The organism is Pseudodesulfovibrio pelocollis (assembly GCF_030282845.1).
GTDB lineage: Bacteria > Desulfobacterota > Desulfovibrionia > Desulfovibrionales > Desulfovibrionaceae > Pseudodesulfovibrio > Pseudodesulfovibrio pelocollis.
This window is the reverse complement of record NZ_JASTWE010000002.1, coordinates 37862-53704: the sequence shown is the minus strand read 5'-3', so window position 1 is coordinate 53704 and position 15843 is coordinate 37862. Positions and strand designations below refer to the sequence as shown.

General features: G+C 50.5%; 22 protein-coding genes. 16 read left to right on the top strand and 6 right to left on the bottom strand.

Annotation, left to right across the window (positions count from 1 at the left end; translation table 11 throughout):
• Nucleotides 1-35: 35 nt before the first annotated feature.
• The gene (locus tag QQS14_RS01345; protein WP_285905088.1) at nucleotides 36-338 is read right to left on the bottom strand and encodes a hypothetical protein; all 303 of its coding nucleotides are present in this window, start codon (nucleotides 336-338) and stop codon (nucleotides 36-38) included.
• A gap of 296 nt (nucleotides 339-634) precedes the next feature.
• Nucleotides 635-922, bottom strand: a complete 288-nt coding sequence (locus QQS14_RS01340) for a hypothetical protein (protein WP_285905087.1) — start codon at nucleotides 920-922, stop codon at nucleotides 635-637.
• A gap of 1793 nt (nucleotides 923-2715) precedes the next feature.
• Here QQS14_RS01340 and QQS14_RS01335 point away from each other — a divergent pair.
• From QQS14_RS01335 to QQS14_RS01265, 16 genes are all read left to right on the top strand, one after another.
• On the top strand, nucleotides 2716-3282 hold the full coding sequence (locus QQS14_RS01335) for a hypothetical protein (protein WP_285905086.1): 567 nt from the start codon (nucleotides 2716-2718) through the stop codon (nucleotides 3280-3282).
• Between the two features lie 5 nt (nucleotides 3283-3287).
• Nucleotides 3288-3473, top strand: coding sequence for a glyoxalase superfamily protein (locus QQS14_RS16585; RefSeq protein ID WP_425607902.1), 186 nt, complete (start codon nucleotides 3288-3290; stop codon nucleotides 3471-3473).
• Nucleotides 3474-3479: 6 nt separating this feature from the next.
• Nucleotides 3480-3692, top strand: a complete 213-nt coding sequence (locus QQS14_RS01330; RefSeq protein WP_285905085.1) for a hypothetical protein — start codon at nucleotides 3480-3482, stop codon at nucleotides 3690-3692.
• Between the two features lie 56 nt (nucleotides 3693-3748).
• Nucleotides 3749-3952: a hypothetical protein gene (locus QQS14_RS01325; RefSeq protein ID WP_285905084.1), complete on the top strand. Its 204-nt coding sequence runs from the start codon at nucleotides 3749-3751 to the stop codon at nucleotides 3950-3952.
• A gap of 12 nt (nucleotides 3953-3964) precedes the next feature.
• On the top strand, nucleotides 3965-4777 hold the full coding sequence (locus QQS14_RS01320) for a DUF7168 domain-containing protein (RefSeq protein ID WP_285905083.1): 813 nt from the start codon (nucleotides 3965-3967) through the stop codon (nucleotides 4775-4777).
• Between the two features lie 87 nt (nucleotides 4778-4864).
• Nucleotides 4865-5143, top strand: a complete 279-nt coding sequence (locus QQS14_RS01315; protein WP_285905082.1) for a hypothetical protein — start codon at nucleotides 4865-4867, stop codon at nucleotides 5141-5143.
• Nucleotides 5144-5195: 52 nt separating this feature from the next.
• A complete protein-coding gene (locus QQS14_RS01310) occupies nucleotides 5196-5489 on the top strand; it encodes a hypothetical protein (RefSeq protein WP_285905081.1) in 294 nt (97 codons plus the stop codon).
• A gap of 83 nt (nucleotides 5490-5572) precedes the next feature.
• A complete protein-coding gene (locus tag QQS14_RS01305; RefSeq protein ID WP_285905080.1) occupies nucleotides 5573-5968 on the top strand; it encodes a hypothetical protein in 396 nt (131 codons plus the stop codon).
• A gap of 58 nt (nucleotides 5969-6026) precedes the next feature.
• The gene (locus QQS14_RS01300; protein WP_285905079.1) at nucleotides 6027-6299 is read left to right on the top strand and encodes a hypothetical protein; all 273 of its coding nucleotides are present in this window, start codon (nucleotides 6027-6029) and stop codon (nucleotides 6297-6299) included.
• 237 nt (nucleotides 6300-6536) lie between these two features.
• Nucleotides 6537-6836 carry a hypothetical protein gene (locus QQS14_RS01295; RefSeq protein ID WP_285905078.1) on the top strand — a complete coding sequence of 100 codons (300 nt, stop codon included), beginning with the start codon at nucleotides 6537-6539 and terminating at the stop codon, nucleotides 6834-6836.
• 16 nt (nucleotides 6837-6852) lie between these two features.
• The gene (locus QQS14_RS01290) at nucleotides 6853-7209 is read left to right on the top strand and encodes a hypothetical protein (protein ID WP_285905077.1); all 357 of its coding nucleotides are present in this window, start codon (nucleotides 6853-6855) and stop codon (nucleotides 7207-7209) included.
• Nucleotides 7210-7227: 18 nt separating this feature from the next.
• Entirely contained in the window at nucleotides 7228-7518 is a 291-nt protein-coding gene (locus QQS14_RS01285) for a hypothetical protein (protein ID WP_285905076.1), read from the top strand.
• Between the two features lie 105 nt (nucleotides 7519-7623).
• Nucleotides 7624-7956, top strand: a complete 333-nt coding sequence (locus tag QQS14_RS01280) for a hypothetical protein (protein WP_285905075.1) — start codon at nucleotides 7624-7626, stop codon at nucleotides 7954-7956.
• Nucleotides 7957-8180: 224 nt separating this feature from the next.
• Complete coding sequence (locus QQS14_RS01275) at nucleotides 8181-9299, top strand: AAA family ATPase (protein WP_285905074.1); 1119 nt, start codon at nucleotides 8181-8183, stop codon at nucleotides 9297-9299.
• Nucleotides 9300-9410: 111 nt separating this feature from the next.
• Entirely contained in the window at nucleotides 9411-11801 is a 2391-nt protein-coding gene (locus QQS14_RS01270; RefSeq protein ID WP_285905073.1) for a type IA DNA topoisomerase, read from the top strand.
• Between the two features lie 104 nt (nucleotides 11802-11905).
• Nucleotides 11906-12649 carry a nuclease-related domain-containing protein gene (locus QQS14_RS01265; protein ID WP_285905072.1) on the top strand — a complete coding sequence of 248 codons (744 nt, stop codon included), beginning with the start codon at nucleotides 11906-11908 and terminating at the stop codon, nucleotides 12647-12649.
• A 129-nt stretch (nucleotides 12650-12778) separates the two neighbouring features.
• On the opposite strand, the gene QQS14_RS01260 is transcribed toward QQS14_RS01265, so the two are convergent.
• The 4 genes from QQS14_RS01260 to QQS14_RS01245 form a co-directional block, all read right to left on the bottom strand.
• Nucleotides 12779-13423, bottom strand: a complete 645-nt coding sequence (locus QQS14_RS01260) for an HD-GYP domain-containing protein (RefSeq protein WP_285905071.1) — start codon at nucleotides 13421-13423, stop codon at nucleotides 12779-12781.
• Between the two features lie 14 nt (nucleotides 13424-13437).
• Nucleotides 13438-14919: a DNA primase gene (gene dnaG, locus QQS14_RS01255; RefSeq protein ID WP_285905070.1), complete on the bottom strand. Its 1482-nt coding sequence runs from the start codon at nucleotides 14917-14919 to the stop codon at nucleotides 13438-13440.
• A complete protein-coding gene (locus tag QQS14_RS01250; protein ID WP_285905069.1) occupies nucleotides 14913-15446 on the bottom strand; it encodes a hypothetical protein in 534 nt (177 codons plus the stop codon). Before QQS14_RS01250 ends, dnaG begins: the two co-directional genes overlap by 7 nt.
• A 138-nt stretch (nucleotides 15447-15584) precedes the next feature.
• On the bottom strand, nucleotides 15585-15740 hold the full coding sequence (locus tag QQS14_RS01245) for a hypothetical protein (protein ID WP_285905068.1): 156 nt from the start codon (nucleotides 15738-15740) through the stop codon (nucleotides 15585-15587).
• Between the last annotated feature and the right edge of the window lie 103 nt (nucleotides 15741-15843).

Below are 15843 nucleotides of genomic sequence, written 5' to 3'. Positions count from 1 at the left end.
ATACTATGCAGGGGCTAAAGGCCGCACCGGAGCCATTACCCAACCTCGCCTTCAGGCAACGCCGCTCTCTCCTGTTGAGCTTTGTATTCCTGCACCGCCTCCTCGCGAATGGCCATGCGTTCAGCCTCCAGCTCGTCGTCCGTTTTGAGAAGGTCCTGAATGCGGCCGGGCAGAGAGGTGAAAGGGTCGAGTTTCACCAGCACCACGGCCTGGGTGCCCGGGATGGGAAACTGGAGCACGGTGTCCTCGGCGTCGGCATTCAGGAACTCTTTGCACCAGTCGGCCTTCAAGGCCCCGTTCTTCGTTCTGGGAGCGTTTCCCCACTGTTTCTTTTTCATTCTCTTTCTCCCTGTTCCCCTAGAATGGGGAGTTGTTTTTCTGTGGTTGTTTGGCTGAGTCCTTCCGACGAGCATCGGCAAGCAGCGCCTCTTCGTGGCAATAAAACTCTTCAGCCGAGGCCGGCACTACCCCTAAGGGTCTCCTAATTGCATCGTGAAGTGCCTGCCGAAGGCGCTCAAAATCTTCGGCCAGAACCACCTTACCGCGTGGATCTTGAACGAGTTCCGCTTCGCATCCATGGCCATTGATCGCAGTGTATCTTTGTGTCATTGGATTGGACTTGTTTCCTTTCTGCTCAAGTGTTTTCCGTGACGCTCTCTCCATCTTCAAACGAGCACATGTAGCAATGAACCTCATCCTCGTGATATGTATTCACAAACTCGTGCGCGTCGTCGCGGAAGATTATTAGAATTTCTTCCATCCGGATGGTGAGAACATCGTTTTCTGAAATCCCGAGAAGGTCTTGGAAAAATTTGTTCGGCTTGTCAGTGTCGTCGTGAATGTAACACGAAATGAACGGACCTTTCCCTTTGCTGTAAGCGGCCAACAAATCGTTTTTATCAAGGTGTTCCGTCTTGTTCATAGTCTCCCTCCCGCTTGTAAACTACTTGCTATTTTCCTTTCTCTGTCCACACCAGCCATCCGGCATTCCCTGGACCCACTCCATTTCGTGCGGGCGTATCCCAAGGGGTTCTCCGTTCTGATCTAATACGGAAACCGCCCCCAGTCCGTTCATGTATGCCTGATGGATTCCGGCCAAGGCGTAGGAAATTTTTTGTGCGGCCATGGTCGGGTAATAGTCGCTCGTGACTGTCCTGGGCAGCCTGACAAGGGCTTCCTCGAAAACCCCGCCGCACTCGCAAGGGTCCTCGTGTTGAGTAGGTGGCGCGGCCTTGGTGCTGCAGCGGGAGCAAGTGAGGGAAAATTTCGTCATCTGGCCGGCCTCCTTGGTTGCTCAATGCACTTGACGGGAACTTCTTTCTCTTTGGCCACATCGATCGTGCATGTGGGCATGGAGTCGCACTCATGGTATTTTTTATGCGGGACACTGTGAGCGCAATCGGCACAATGTCTGTACTTTGTGGCTTTGTTGCATATTACCAACATATACCATTCTCTCACAAAAATCATCAACTGCCAAAACTCTCACAAATCTCAAAATCATTAAAAGTAGCCTATGAGTAAAAGCTCTATGACTCAATGACTTGAGTTCAGGAGCGTGGATACATGATACCTCTTGATGGAATTATGTCAATTGCGAATGTTTCATAATATTCACAACCTCACCCCGCCTGACCTTCGTTTTTAAAATTTTCAAGTAAGCCAATCTCGGAAAGATTATGTGTATAATCTTGCCAAAAGTATTATAATCCTGCAATTTCGCGTAAAGTTATCATAAATGAACGGTTGGAACGATTTTAGTTCTTTTGGAATGTGCTGAATGTGCTATAATCTTGAAAACAACAAATGTCTGTTAGAATTTCAAAGACCGTGGAGTCTAACTGAAAACGTGTGGAGCTTGATAGATGAATGAATGTCTCACTTTTCCAAATTTGGGCCTTTTGGTTGGCTTTGGGGCGTGGCTCCGGATTGTGGCCACATTTCCGGTGGAGGAGTAGTCGTGTCTCGCGAGCCGCGCCTTTGTCCTCGAGTCTGTGATGGGATCTTCTATCGCGCTGCCAGAAATCAGAGTGAGGCCGATCTTTGCGCCTCTTGTGCTGCAAAAGTTCAGAGGGGGACAACGGGGTTTTCTGCTCTGGAATTGCCGTTTGGAAAAAGATAGGGAAGGTGTAGACGCGTTGAGGCTTTAGAAAAGGGTTCAGTCGCTGACTTGAATATATGAGGTGTTCGGTGATCATCAAAACAGTCAATGGCACAATCTGGGATTGTCAAGAGAGGGGCTGGTGGACTTCCGGCCTGGGTTCAATCTGTCTTGAGCACGAAGGGTGGTTTTTTGTTCCTGCAGAGTATTCAAAAAGATCTAGTTATGGCCTCTATGGGACCAAAGAGGAAGCGATGGGTGTTGCCGACTCTGTTGGGTGTGAAGGGTAGGTGGTGATGGTTAAGATAAATAAGACATTTTCTTGCGGGAATTTTGCGTTTCACCTCGGTGTGTCTGTGTCAATATCATGGCCTCAACTTTGGTATGTTGACAATGATGATGCAGGTGAGAGGACGTGGCTTCCTCTTGCTATCACCTGTTCCGGATTTTCTGGCAGTGGCGCAAAAATTTTGGGAGTGATTGTCGGTCCTGTGCGCTTGCATTTTGGCTGGAATCGGTGGGGAGCGAATAGCCCTAAGGAGACCCATGACTAAGCTCTGTTCAAACTGTGGTGCCTGTTGTTCTCTCCACTCTATTTTTTTAGAGAGGATTTTATGAAGGCCGTCATATTCAGGAAGTTGGAATCCAAGGTTCTGGAAGATGAAGAGGGGCGTCGGGTTGCAGAATGGGCAATCTCATTAAAGCCTTGTCGTAATAGCAGGGCTTTTTTGGGTGAGGCCATTTGGGTGATTTTGTGTTCAGGCATTTCATACAATGCAGCCAAAACCATGGAAGAAGCATTCTATCGGACTGGCACCTGCAACCATCCACACAAAGCAACAGCCATATCCAAATGGCAAGCAAATCATCGTTTGTGGTGGAAAAATTTCTCGGCCATGGACACCGTTGAAACAAAAATCAGTTTCCTCCGAACGTTGCCATATATGAAGGGCAAAGCCCTTCCTTTTCAACTGGCCAAAAATCTTGGGATCAATTCGGTGTGTAAGCCCGATGTCCATTTAATCCGCCTAACCGATCTGCATGGCTATAAAACTCCGCAAGCCATGTGCGAACGAATAGCCAGAAAAACTCATAAAACTGTCGCCTACATAGATACGGTTCTGTGGTTCGCGGCCATGAAGGGCTGGGCTTATAAAGAACCTGACCAGGAAGGTCTGTAAGGAATGTGCTTGTGAAGTCTCCAACTGATATTAAACGGATGGCAAAAGAAATGGTTCAGCAGTCAAGGTTGAGCGATCAGACCGTTTCGCATAAAGAGGCACTAGATAGAGCGGCCCAAGCGGAAGGGTATCAAGATTGGGCTGATTGCAAGAGGGTTTGGAAGTTGAGAGACTCCAGAAAAACGAGGTAAGATTACATGGACAGCAAACAAATGATCATCGCCTGTTGCGCCAATATGAGAAACCCCCTGGAGCATGCTCAAAATCGGCTTAAACAGGCTTTCGAGGCCATAGCCAAGATCGAGGCGGAAGGGACTTCCTTTGACGAGCGCCTTGCGCTCATCAGGCAGCTTGAGAACCATTTCGGCACAATCCAAGCTGACATGGAACGGGCCAAGATGGCAATCTAGAGAAGCACCCTGGCCGCCTGGGGAAGCCCGGGCGGGGTGCAATAAATGAGGTCCGCATGCACAAATTTCAGGAAAATGACGAAGGCGTTCACCTAGTCCACCCCGAACATGAGGGCATGTTGTGCGGCCTGGGCTGGTCCGAGGTCAACAGATTGAAGCCCACCCGCAAGAAGACGGTAACGTGCCGGGAATGCGCCCGTCTGATTCATGGGCTTCGGACGATCAAGTACAAGCTCCACCCTGCGGACGACGGCGATTGAGTAGAGGGAAACATGAAATATAAAAAGGCAGTCAGCGCCAAAATCGTGAAACTCCTCAACCTGGCCAGGTCCACCACCAGCCAGCATGAGGCGGAAGCAGCCTTGGCCAAGGCCAAGGAACTGCTCGACACCTACAACCTCAACGAAGGAGAGGCCTCCGTCTACGCCGAAGGCATCATTGAACAGTTTTCCCCCTACGGGTGGACCCAGCGGCCCCGATGGGTGGCCGATTTGGTCAGCACCATTGCATATCATTTCAACGTGCGATCCTACATCAACGAATCCTTTGCCTCATGGTTCAGCCGCTACCACGGCTTTTACGCCTTTTGCGACGCAAAAAACGCCGGAAAAATGTCTGACGATGATTACAACCTCAAGGGCTTCGTGCTCATCGGATTAGATGTGGACGTGGAAATCGCAGGACTCGCCTACGACTACGCCCGCCATACCATGCACCGCATGTCGAACAAATACGCTCGGCAATTCCCGGTCGAAGGCTGCTACATTGCTCGGATGAGCTACGCGGAGGGACTTGTCCAGGGGCTTTCCCAAGCCCTTTACAACAAGGGCAGAGGAGCCGGAGCCGTTTCCGGCCCGGCCCGGCCCTCCGTGGGCACCGAGTTGATGAGGATGGACGAGCTTGTAAAAACGAAATTCGACCTCATTGATGAATACCTTAAGAGAAAAATTGATCTTCGCGACATGGCGGAAAGGGAATGCAAGACCAATTTTGCCGCAATGGAACAAGGCGAAAGCGACGGCAGGAGCCTTGAGCTCGCGCGAGGCCTCCGCACCGGAACAGGCTCCCTGGCCTTGGAAGGCTGAAAGGGCGGTTGGCCGTCATTTGGTTAAGAACCCCACCCCCCTGACCCGGCGCAGTCTGGCCAGAGGGCAGAGGAGGAGATAAAATTCATGGATATGATGGAGCTTACGAAACTGATTCTATATGTCGGCACCGGCTTTGCCGCTGTCCAAGCCATAGCCAATTTCATGCGCTCTCATAATTGGAAACCCGCCGCGATTAGAACCGCTTTGGGCTTTGCCATGATCGCGCTTGTGCATTCCCCTCAGGTTGAGGCGAAATTGGCAATGTGGGAGACGCAAGCAGAGCAGCAGACCGAACAGGTGGAAGTGAAGTCGGAAACTTCCACCCAGGTCGTTGACCAGGGCGAGTGGAATAAAAACGACTGAACCACCCTCAGGCATACCAGCCGCGCAGGGTGTTGAAGAAGGAATATAGACCATGCAACGGCATTTCCCCGACGACCTCAAGCCCATGTTTGAGAAGATAATGGCAGAGGCCAGAATTTGGGCAGATACCGATGACCCAATTTTGGGTGAAACTCGTGTTCAAGCCGCCTTTGCCCTTGTAGGGATCGCTATTACCATTGGCGAGGCCCACGGCCTTCTCCGGGTTTATTGGGAGACAGAGGGTGGAATGATGGACATACCGGACGACCTTGACGATATCCTAGACCTCTATGAAGACCTTTGCGAGAAGCACATGAGAGGCGGTACGTGCTTCCTCCAATTGTAGAACTGTGCCATAGCCCCGGCCTTTGCGGTCCCCCACATGATGATTATGATAAACTTCAAAGTTTTCTACCGAGGACGATTAGCATGCGCATGATAGTGGCAACTGTAGCTCTTGGGATTGTAAGTCTTACTCTTCTTCATGCCGCCTTGACCTTCAAAGAAGCCCCGGAAATAAGTCTGATGGTGGATAAAGGCATAGTCATGATCAATGGAGGCCATATAACTGCCCCGGAAGGTGTTGGCTACTGGCTCAACTCCACTGATGGTGAATATCGCCTCATGATCCAAGAAGGGCCGAACAGCAGCTCCTACACAACATTCCTCATAATCTCGGAAATCAAACTTATATCGTCGGACAACGGAGGCGGAATGCTTCTTGATGGCGCACACTTCGAAATAGCTGACACTTTCAAAATGGATGGCGTCCGCTTAGTAAACGTGAAGAATGACTTTTCCGCTCAGAGATCGAGCAGCGACTAATTGTGAACCACCCCCCAAGAGGCGCAGCCTCGCAGGGGGAAGAAGAGGAGATACACACATGCCCCCCGAACCCGAATACGTCACCTTGACCCAGGAAGAAATGAAGGCCGAGCGCAAAGAGCGTTGTTTTAAACTTATAGAGAGGTCCAAGGCTGGGAACATCACCGGGAGCCACAGCGAACAGATCATGTGCGCCATGGCCCTTGGCCGCATGGACGAGCTGACCGACGAGTCGTGGACCAAAGACCCTTGGTTGGCATGGTTCCACCGCCTGGACGACATGCAGCGCGAAGTGGTGAACGAATGGCGTGAAAAGCATCCGCACGGATAGTTAAAAGTTTACCGCTATGCTACCGGCCCCGGCCCTTTGCGGTCCCACTTTGCACGATATGTCAACCTTGACCAATGAATGAGTGGAATTAGGAAGGCTTACCAAATAGAACCGTAATGGCGGGGATTGCGAACACCAGGCAATGCGACACAATCCCAACTCGTGACACACCAAAACCAATGAGACGAGGTAAAACGTGACACAGAAAAACACGACTCCGAAAAAGATGAGCAGGAAGTGACCGGCCCCCAGTTCACCTTTCCGGTCGGCAAGGAGGTTGCCACGCAGGGCAACCACACGCTCATGGCTGCGCCCCCTGGCCGCTCCATGCTCGATGAAAACAGCCGCTTGCCCGTGGCAGACAACACAGCCCCGGCCAAGACCGGCTACCTTGCCCAGGAGTGGATCAAGCAAGCCCAAGCCTGTGGCGTTCCAATTGTCCACCTGATGCCCGAAGACTCAGAGAGCAGGAAGCGGAACAAGGGCCTTGACGCCACCCTGGCCAGATCCAAAGACAAAGGCGAGAGCCAGGACTAGGAGGGAGGTTCAATACATGAATAAGAACGAATCGCAAAAAGATGCTCCCTACTGGCACAGGGGAAGAATCCTGCAAATTGCCGGGCTGGTCTTCCTGATCTTCTTATTGGCCACATCCTTTACGCGCTGTCTTTCCTCAGACTCGGACAACCAGGAGCGAGAAGACAAAACCGCGTCCCTTGCCAATGAACCCCACGCAACAAGCGACACCATTCTTGAAGCTGAGAAAAGTTTGCTCACAGCCCTTGGCGATCTTCTCCGCGCCGTTGAAAAGGCAGACCAGGAAGGGAAGGACTTCATCGAAATCCCGGACTCGGTTAAGGTGTTGATGAAGAACCGCCCAACGGCACAGGAAGGAAAGGACCGCCAGTAGGTGGGGGAGGTTCCACACATGAATAAGAACGAATCGAAAAAAGACGTACCTGAAGTGACCGGCACCAAATTCAACACGCTCATGGCTGCGATCCCTGGCCACTCCATGTTCGACGAAAACAGCCGCTTGCCCGTGGCAGACAACACAGCCCCGGCCAAGACCGGCTATCTTGCCCAGGAGCGGATCAAGCAAGCCCAAGCCCTTGGTGTTCCAATTGTCCTCCTGATGCCCGAAGACTCTGAGAGCAGGAAGCGGAACAAGGGCCTTGACGCCATCCTGGCCGAGGGGCAACTGTCAAGTGTTCCTTGACAGTTGCCCCTCGGCCAGCTCGTCCTCGGCCATGCCAGAGGGAAAGGATGAAATGCCGGTGTTCGTATTAAAAACCAGAATCGACAAATAAGAGGAGCTCAGAAAGTGCCGCAGAACAAACAACTATACACTAATGAACAGATCGAAGAGATTCGTTCCCACGAGGAGGAAGCCAGTCGCTTCTTTCGCTGGACTCTTGGAATTCTCTTCGCCACAGTGTGCGCTGTTTTCTTTGCTTTCGAGGTAGCCCACAATATAGTTGCTATAGTGGTAGGCTTTGGCGGGCTATCACTAACCGCACACTCCTATGTCCAATGGATAAAAGCACTAGACAACCGAGATAAGGCCAGAGGGTACGGCAACACTATCTTGTATCCTCACTGTGCCGTGGCTATCCTAGCCGTGGCCGTCTTTGGCTACGTGTTTTTCATCAGATAGCTTTTGACATCCTATTCCTTCAAAAAAGGCATTCTCAGAGTCAGCTTCGACTCCAAGGGTTCGCGCTTCACAGGCCGACCGATGTCGACGACTTTTCTTGCCATGACGCCGCAGGCAGAGGCAGCAGGGCTGATTCGTATGCGCCGGAGCCTTGACCGGTTTCAAGCTTCTTGTTACAGCTTTGTTGAAACGAAAACCTTGAAGCTTCAATCTCCGGAGATGGCATGCGAAACCCCTTCATCTTAAAGGCATTGCCGCCAGACCGCCCTTTTTGTGACCGCACTGCCGAACTGGAAGAGCTGACAGGCCATGCTCGTGGGGGTGTTGATGTCGTGCTCAGTTCACCCAGAAGGTATGGCAAAACCTCTCTCGTCTTTCGTGTTCTCGCTCAGTTGCAGGACGAGGGCTTTCTGACCATATACACCTCCTTCGACCAGGTGGACTCTTCCGAAAGCGCCGCAAAAACCCTGGCACAGGGTATCGCCGCAGCTATCCAAAGAAACGAAAAGGGCCTGGATAAGGCCATTCGGTGGGCAAAGAACGTCCTGACCAGCTTTCAGCCTGCGGTCACCATCGATCAGGATGGGAATCCGGTTTTCACTGTAGCCCCCAAGCAAGGGGCTTCAGGCCTGGAGCTTCTTGAGCAGACCATGCAGGATCTGGAAACCATGGCCAGCAAGCTGGATGAGAAGGTTGTGCTTGTTTTTGATGAGTTTCAGGAAGTGACACGACTCCCGAATAGCGAAGGTGTTGAAGGGCTCCTGAGAACTCGTGTGCAGACCCAGCTTTTTTCCCATTTCTTTGTCGGGAGCAGACGCAGCGTGCTTGAGGCCATGTTCACCAACCGGGGGAGGCCATTTTTCAAGAGCGCGCTCATGATGTCCCTTCCCCCCTTGCCCCTGGATGAACTGGCTGGCTATTTCAAGGCTCTTTTTGCTGACGGCAAGGATTGTCCAGACGACGTAGCCGAGTTCCTGGCTTTTCGCTCCAAAGGCTACGGGTTCTATGCGCAGCAATTGGGCTTCTACGCATTCAGCCTTGCCGACAAGGCCGCAACCTTGGAAGAAGCACAGAGGGCCTATGCCCTGGTGGTAGAGCAAGCTGCACCCGGCTTTGAAATGGTTGTGTCCTCGCTCACACTCAATCAGATCAAATTGCTGAAGGCTTTGGCCACGGCCCCCTCCAGGGAGATGACCGGAGGGGAATATCTGGCGCGCCATGGTTTGGTCGCCTCGAACGTGGCCTATGCGCGCAAGGGTCTTGTCGAGCAGGATCTCATCGAGAAGGGACCGGACGGAAATTGGCGGCTGACTGATCCCTTCTTTGCCGAATGGTTGATTTGACATCCTCTTCGGCCTTCAGGCCGGGGAGGTTTGAATAGTCAAAAAAATTCCTTTTTTTGGATGTTTTTCTTTGGTCCCCCTCTCACCAAAACATGTAGATGAGAGGGGAACATGTCTTACAGAAAAAACATCACCGTGAAGTCACTGATCGTAGCTGAAAATATTGACGTAGCAAAAGCCATCGCCCAGGCCATCGATGCCGAATGGAATGGCTCCCATTTCGAGAACACGGAAACCATCATAATTTGGCTGGTCGACAACATTCTCAGATACCTATCCCCGGAGAACCATGACCCTGCATGGTCCGGAATGTGGACTCTCGACCAACTTCCCATGCTTCCCGGCCGACTACTCGCTCAACCGGTCAAGGATACTCAAGAGCACTTCAAAAAAGTCCGTGCCCTTTTCCAGCGAGAAGACGTCGACCACGTTATTTGCGCCACAAACCCCGAGGAAGAGGGGGAAAGGGTTTTCCGGCTACTCCGCATGCATTTGGGATCAAAAACACGCTGTAGCCGATTTTGGCCACATTCAATGGCCCCTTCCGAAATAAGAAGAGCAATAGCTTCCGCCGGCTCACTTGAACCCCTGGACAAACTCGCCGCCAGATCATTTATAAAAGCGGAAACGGATTGGCTGGTTACCATGAATATGTCGCGACTCGTGGCTATTGTCGCGCAGACACGCGATGTTGTCATCAACCGATATACTCCCATTCTTGCAATACTCGCAAAGCGCCACCGTAAAATGGAAGCATGCGCCGCAGGTTCTAGCTACCAAGTTGCCATCGCATGCATCTTCAATGGCTCAACCTTTGATGCGCATTGCGTTGACCCGCAAAGTCTTCAAACCCTTTCCTTCAGCGACAACATAAAAGCCAAAAAGATCTTCAAGGATATCGAATCCCGGCAAGCTGTCGTCCAACAAGTTAAAAGGTTCAAAGAATCCAAGCTCCCGCCAAAGCCATTCAACACCGTGGACATGATTGCTACCGCCAATTCTGTCCTCGGCTTTGCGGCCTCAAAAACAATGGCTGTGGCCAAGTCGCTCTACGAACAGCACAGGGCTATCTCGTTCTATAAAACGGCTGGCCATCAATTCGCGAAAAACAAAAACACGTCCCTCCAGAACATACTCGCGGTTCTTCACCCTTACCATATCGAGCTCGTTGAAAAGATACTGGAGCGGCTAAATGCGAAACCCCACTTCGTCGATGACTTGTTTACTGCAAACGAATTCGATGAAGTTGCGATTTCCCCGACCGAAGTGCCCATCAACGTCAATGAACTCAACACGGCCGAAAAAAGTCTTTACGCCTTGATCTGCAAGCAGTTCATAGCTTCTCTCCTTCCCCCCGAGGTGACTCTGTGTAATGAAAACCTCATCTCGGTTGGAAAACACCTTTTCAAGGCTCAAAACCAAAAGTCGGCAGCAAAAGCCTGGACTACAGCCGCGGACTGGAATGCCGAAGAAGAAAAGGCCATTCCCTTCCTTGTCGAAGGGGATGAACTAGAGATCATCCAGACAAATATCCTCGAGGTTCCCTCTTACACATTTGAGCCTTACACAGAGGCATCATTGCTTGGACAGATCAAAAAGTATGAAAACGAATTCGGGTTGAACAACGCGATATGCAAGCAGGCTCCTTCTCTCATCGAGTATTGGGGCTCTCGCAACCTGCTGGAAAGAAACGGCAGGGAAATCCTAATTACCGAAAAAGGACTTGCGCTCATCAAGTTCTTAGAAGAGATGGCAAAACACATACCTGAAATGAATCTCTTCTGCGCACCGGATTCCATGTGCTATTGGGCAAGCGAACTCGTTTCTGGTTTTGAGAAATACCCTGACGAGAGGGAAGCATACAGATATGCTATGGGAATCGTACAAGAATACCTGAGCATTATTGTTGAGAGCTGTCGAGAGAAGAAGGAACAACTCAAGCTAATCCGTCTGGTAACTCCCGAACTGGGCAAATGCCCCATTTGTGATGAAACTGTCGTCGAGACGCCAGCCGGCTATAAATGCTCTTCAAAGGCAAAGTGTCCCTTGTTTCTCTCCAGAAAGGCCTTTGGCGCCACACTCACTTCCTCGGAAGCCAAGAAACTGCTCTCTGAAGGAAAGACCTCTCCCCTTCGCTGCTTCAGCAAAAAGAAGAATAAACACTACACGGCTTCACTGGAATGGGATGCCGAGAACAAATGCCTCAAGCCTGTTTTCGATTCAGGAGGCCTTGGGTTATGCCCGGCCTGCAAGAAAGGTCAGATATTGGAAAGAAAGAACAACTTTGGCTGTTCTGCATTCAGGGAAAACGGCTGCAACTTTTTCATAAATAAATATGATGGGGAGGGAGGCTTCACCAAAGAAGCACTCCAGGAATTATTGGAAACAAAGAGAACCAAAAAATACTACACGTTTTCCAAGAAAGACCAAAAAACCTACCAAGCCAAACTGAAGCTGGAGTTAGACGGCGAAATCACATTCATCTACAAAAACAAATTTTAAGCCCTGTTGACGCATCCCTCTCTTGCAATGTAAAATTGTTTGAACCGGTGGAGAGAACACCTCACACAAACAGGAGAGAGGAGAACGGTTGAAGCGAGTATAAAATGGATATCATTGCCATCATGGCTGTAGTCATTCTGGGCTACATCATACTTCGCCTTTTTGAGGGCAAGCCAAATTTCACCGATTCTTCCATAGTGAGATCGGAAGAATACATTTCTCGGCTTCTTTCCATACACAACGGCTCAATAACGGTCTCGCCTGCCCGACTCGTAGGCTGGGAAGGAGAGAGGGACGTGCTCTTTCTCCTCGAGGCCGTTGGGAAGGGAATCGTTTACTGGAACGTCGGTGTGCGCTTCCGGGGTCAGAAGTGCGAGTATGACATACTCGTTCTCTCTCCCTTTGGCGTGTTGCACGTTGAGGTCAAGGCATATGCCGGAACCTACGTCCCGGCCCCTGGGGAGCCCCTTCAGAATCCGAACAATTGGGAGAAGGTTAACCCGTATACCGGAGAAGCCAAGACCACCTGGTCGCCCGTTTCTCAATCCCTGCGGGCCAATAACATTTTGCAGCAGACCCTCACTGTCACCTGCGAGAAGTCGATCACCGTTCAAACTGTTATCGTCTTCCCTGACAAAGGCTTTCGCGTGGAAAGGATGGCCGACAGCAGATTGCCGTGGTTCAATGCCAGAAACTTTCAGAAGTTCTACAGGGCCTTTTCACATGGCCTTCTGAATTCGCCCGGATTGGATCTGGTGGATATGGTCAAGATTGCGTCCGTGTTGGGACAATGCGGCTTTGAGCCTGTTTTCTATGACGCAGAACTCTTTAAGAAGGATGGAGCTTGATGAACCTTTTCCGCTTCCGTGAAAAATATGGCCTTTCCTCCCAAGCAAAGAACCACCATTCGTATTTGCTTGGGTTCATCAATTGGATCTCATCGCTTGGTTGCCCGGCGCCATCTCCTTTGCCTCAAGCTAAGAAATTCTTCTGTGATCCAAAGGAGCTTGAAGAACGTTGAAACACTCCTTCTGATTTTTCAGAAAAAGATCGGCCACGGATAATGGCCATGCTCTGCCAGCCTCACACTCCACCATTTCTGCAACCTTTTCGGCTGGAAACGCAGACCGATAACAGCGGTCTGCGCTCAACGCTTCCACATAGTCGCAAAGACTGATAATTTGTGACGACAAATCAAGAGCGCGGCCTGGCATACCGGAAGGATACCCATGCCCGTCAAATCGCTCATGGTGTTGTAATATTGAACAAAAAACTTCCCTATCAAAATAGCACCCTACGGAAGTTGCAAAATGCATGTATTTTTTGGCACCGATCACTGCATGATTTTGAATGGTAGCCTTCTCTTGCGCCGACAAGTATTCCTTTTTGAAAAGGATATCCGGCGCAAGAAAATACTTCCCGAGATCGTGGAAGAACCCTGCCCACTGCAACCGATTGCATTGGGATTCAGAAAAGCCTTGAATCTTACCAATAAAACTACAGAGATTCCCAACTCGGATGCTGTGCAGGTCTATTTCCAGCTTTGCGCAAACATCCAATTTTTCCTTGGCATCACGTATACAACTCTGACCGGCTGCGCCCAAGATTTCGTAATTGTACATGTTGCTTTCGCCTTCTAGACACCGATTTCTTCAGGAAGCATAACTTGAATCTCGTTTTGCCAATAATTAACGACATCGACACCTGCCAGCTCCAATTTTTCCTGATCAATACTTTCTCCGGCCAGCAGTGCGTCCCACTGTTTCTTGGCACAGGGAGTTTGGAATAGTTCTTCGACACCGCGAGCCTGCATCGATGCGACGTAAGCAGGGAAAGAGGACAAAAACTGAAGAACCTTTTGTTCCTCCAGATACATTTCTGGGGCGTCTCGAATCATACGTCTGAGTTCGAATTCAGATATTTCGAGCATGATGGAAAGTCTGGGGATCAACCATCCATGGAATTGCTGCTCCGCCGTATTCAGGAAGTCCGAGACCCATCTGCTCTTGTCTTTGATGTTCATCGCATCTACCCACGGGGTAATGTAGGAGAACCCATGAGTAGCCCCACGCAAAGCCCTGTCGAAAACAGCCTCACCTCCCCGTTTATTCAAGAGGCTGTCGACGTCCTCGCCTTCAGGCAAATCAACCACCCAGCATTCAAGTCCCCGCTGAAGCAACAACGTGCAAATTTGGATGGCGGCCTTACGGCCTGCATTGTCTGCATCAGGAATGACGTAAGCGTAGGATGCCAGTCGCGAAATCAGATCAGCATGAGCTTCGGTGAAGGCTGTTCCAAGGTAGCCGACTGAGTTTTCATAGCCATGACTGACCAATGACAAAACATCCAAATACCCTTCAATCAAATTGATGGCCTTCATTTTCTGGACGGACTTGCGCGCTTGGAAGAGACCGTAGAGCATCCGGCTTTTTTTGAAGAGGGGACTGTCTGGACTGTTGAGATATTTTGCGTCCTGCGTGTCGGTTATGTCTCTGCCACCAAAACCTGCAATTTTTCCAGTTAAGGTGTGGATCGGGAAGATGAGCCTATCCCTAAACCGATCATAGATTCGGCCTGATTCGGCCTGGCCAACAACTCCGACCTGAAGCGCGTCATCAACGGAGCACCCCTCATCTCGAAGAAACGCGGCAAGGTTTTGCCATTCGTCAGAGGCATACCCGATTCCGAAGCGCTCAATAATCTCCCTCGTCAAGCCTCGTTTCCGGGCGTAGTCCCCGGCTTTGCCGTGGGCATGCAATTCTAAAGATTGGCTATAGAAAGACTGCGCCAGGTCAACCGTCCGCTGAAGAGCGTTTGTAGGGCTGACAGATGGAGCCTGCGTGAGCTGGACGCCTGCCTGTTCAGCCAACCATTTTAAGGTCGTAACGAAATCCCATCCCTCCATTGAGGACACAAAATCGAAAACGTCTCCCGCGGCCTGACAGCCGAAACAATAGTACCGCCCTTCAGGAAATATGTGGAATGACGGCTTGGTTTCCTGATGAAAGGGGCATGCCCCTTTCATTGAGCCTGACGAAGGTTTAAGATCAAGGTTGTATCTGTGCGCTATCTTCTCCAGGGAGAGCTTGCTTTTTATTTCCATGATGTTGTTCAACATATGAATGCATCCTTTCTGAGACGAAGTAAGAGACTGAGGGAGGTTGAACGCAAAGACTTCCCCCAACGGAACTGTGTTTCCAACCAGAACTTATTCCGAACAACAAAAGACGACAGAGTTTGTGATGAAACCCCTCCAATGATGCCTACCGAATCAATCGATAAAAGTGCTTCCTTCCAGAGCCCGCGGCTTTGGCAATAATAGTCAGCGTGCATAGCCAAAGCCATCGCAATGACGGCTACCTCCGAAGTGACAACAGGACGCTCTGAGGTCAAAGAACCCAAGTATATTTCGGCGCAACTCATCAAAAAGGGTAAAAGCTGGATTCGATCTCCAGGCAGGACGCAGGTGTTGATGAATTCAGTTTTCCTTTCATTCACCTCTATCCACGAACCCCGCATAAGAGGTTTCGGATCTCTTTTCCCATCACAAATTTTCAGTGCGTGATGGATGTGCGGTATTCCCCAAAGCTCACAAATCGTATCGGCGGTATCAAGATCAGTAAATTGTGTAATCATCAAAACCATTCTCCCTCAACCTCCTCAGCTCGCGGGTGGCTCAAAAAAAAAAACGGCCTTTTTTTCAACGTTTTTCCCATTGGAAACTAGACTGTTGGAAAAGAGCAAAAAAAAAGGGTTGGTCCGCAGACCAACCCTTTCACGCCATCAAAACAGCACATCCTTGACGCCGTTCAGGGCATCAAATGCTGGGAGAGTTTTCCCCATGACGTTGGCAATTGAGAGCCTCCAAAAGTAATTGATAGCGATACCAATGGTAGAGGCAATTGTGACACTGAAAAGCAGTTGCAGAACATAAAACATAACTTCTCCTCCTTTCTAGGGAGCCGGCACGATTGCCGCCGCCCATCGAAAGGAGGAGAAGGTGTTTCCTGGGCCTGAGGTTTCCCTCAGGCCCAGGAGTATG

Excerpts from the sequence above, each read along its gene's own strand:
- QQS14_RS01270 (WP_285905073.1), top strand. The coding sequence starts at position 9,411 with ATGTCTTACAGAAAAAACATCACCGTGAAGTCACTGATCGTAGCTGAA.
- QQS14_RS01275 (WP_285905074.1), top strand. The coding sequence starts at position 8,181 with ATGCGAAACCCCTTCATCTTAAAGGCATTGCCGCCAGACCGCCCTTTT.
- QQS14_RS01310 (WP_285905081.1), top strand. The coding sequence starts at position 5,196 with ATGCAACGGCATTTCCCCGACGACCTCAAGCCCATGTTTGAGAAGATA.
- QQS14_RS01290 (WP_285905077.1), top strand. The coding sequence starts at position 6,853 with ATGAATAAGAACGAATCGCAAAAAGATGCTCCCTACTGGCACAGGGGA.
- QQS14_RS01335 (WP_285905086.1), top strand. The coding sequence starts at position 2,716 with ATGAAGGCCGTCATATTCAGGAAGTTGGAATCCAAGGTTCTGGAAGAT.
- QQS14_RS01315 (WP_285905082.1), top strand. The coding sequence starts at position 4,865 with ATGGATATGATGGAGCTTACGAAACTGATTCTATATGTCGGCACCGGC.
- QQS14_RS01250 (WP_285905069.1), bottom strand. The coding sequence starts at position 15,446 with ATGGTTTTGATGATTACACAATTTACTGATCTTGATACCGCCGATACG.
- QQS14_RS01340 (WP_285905087.1), bottom strand. The coding sequence starts at position 922 with ATGAACAAGACGGAACACCTTGATAAAAACGATTTGTTGGCCGCTTAC.
- QQS14_RS01345 (WP_285905088.1), bottom strand. The coding sequence starts at position 338 with ATGAAAAAGAAACAGTGGGGAAACGCTCCCAGAACGAAGAACGGGGCC.
- QQS14_RS01325 (WP_285905084.1), top strand. The coding sequence starts at position 3,749 with ATGCACAAATTTCAGGAAAATGACGAAGGCGTTCACCTAGTCCACCCC.
- QQS14_RS01320 (WP_285905083.1), top strand. The coding sequence starts at position 3,965 with ATGAAATATAAAAAGGCAGTCAGCGCCAAAATCGTGAAACTCCTCAAC.
- QQS14_RS01330 (WP_285905085.1), top strand. The coding sequence starts at position 3,480 with ATGGACAGCAAACAAATGATCATCGCCTGTTGCGCCAATATGAGAAAC.
- QQS14_RS01285 (WP_285905076.1), top strand. The coding sequence starts at position 7,228 with ATGAATAAGAACGAATCGAAAAAAGACGTACCTGAAGTGACCGGCACC.
- QQS14_RS01245 (WP_285905068.1), bottom strand. The coding sequence starts at position 15,740 with ATGTTTTATGTTCTGCAACTGCTTTTCAGTGTCACAATTGCCTCTACC.
- QQS14_RS01305 (WP_285905080.1), top strand. The coding sequence starts at position 5,573 with ATGCGCATGATAGTGGCAACTGTAGCTCTTGGGATTGTAAGTCTTACT.
- QQS14_RS01260 (WP_285905071.1), bottom strand. The coding sequence starts at position 13,423 with ATGTACAATTACGAAATCTTGGGCGCAGCCGGTCAGAGTTGTATACGT.
- QQS14_RS01300 (WP_285905079.1), top strand. The coding sequence starts at position 6,027 with ATGCCCCCCGAACCCGAATACGTCACCTTGACCCAGGAAGAAATGAAG.
- QQS14_RS01265 (WP_285905072.1), top strand. The coding sequence starts at position 11,906 with ATGGATATCATTGCCATCATGGCTGTAGTCATTCTGGGCTACATCATA.
- dnaG (WP_285905070.1), bottom strand. The coding sequence starts at position 14,919 with ATGTTGAACAACATCATGGAAATAAAAAGCAAGCTCTCCCTGGAGAAG.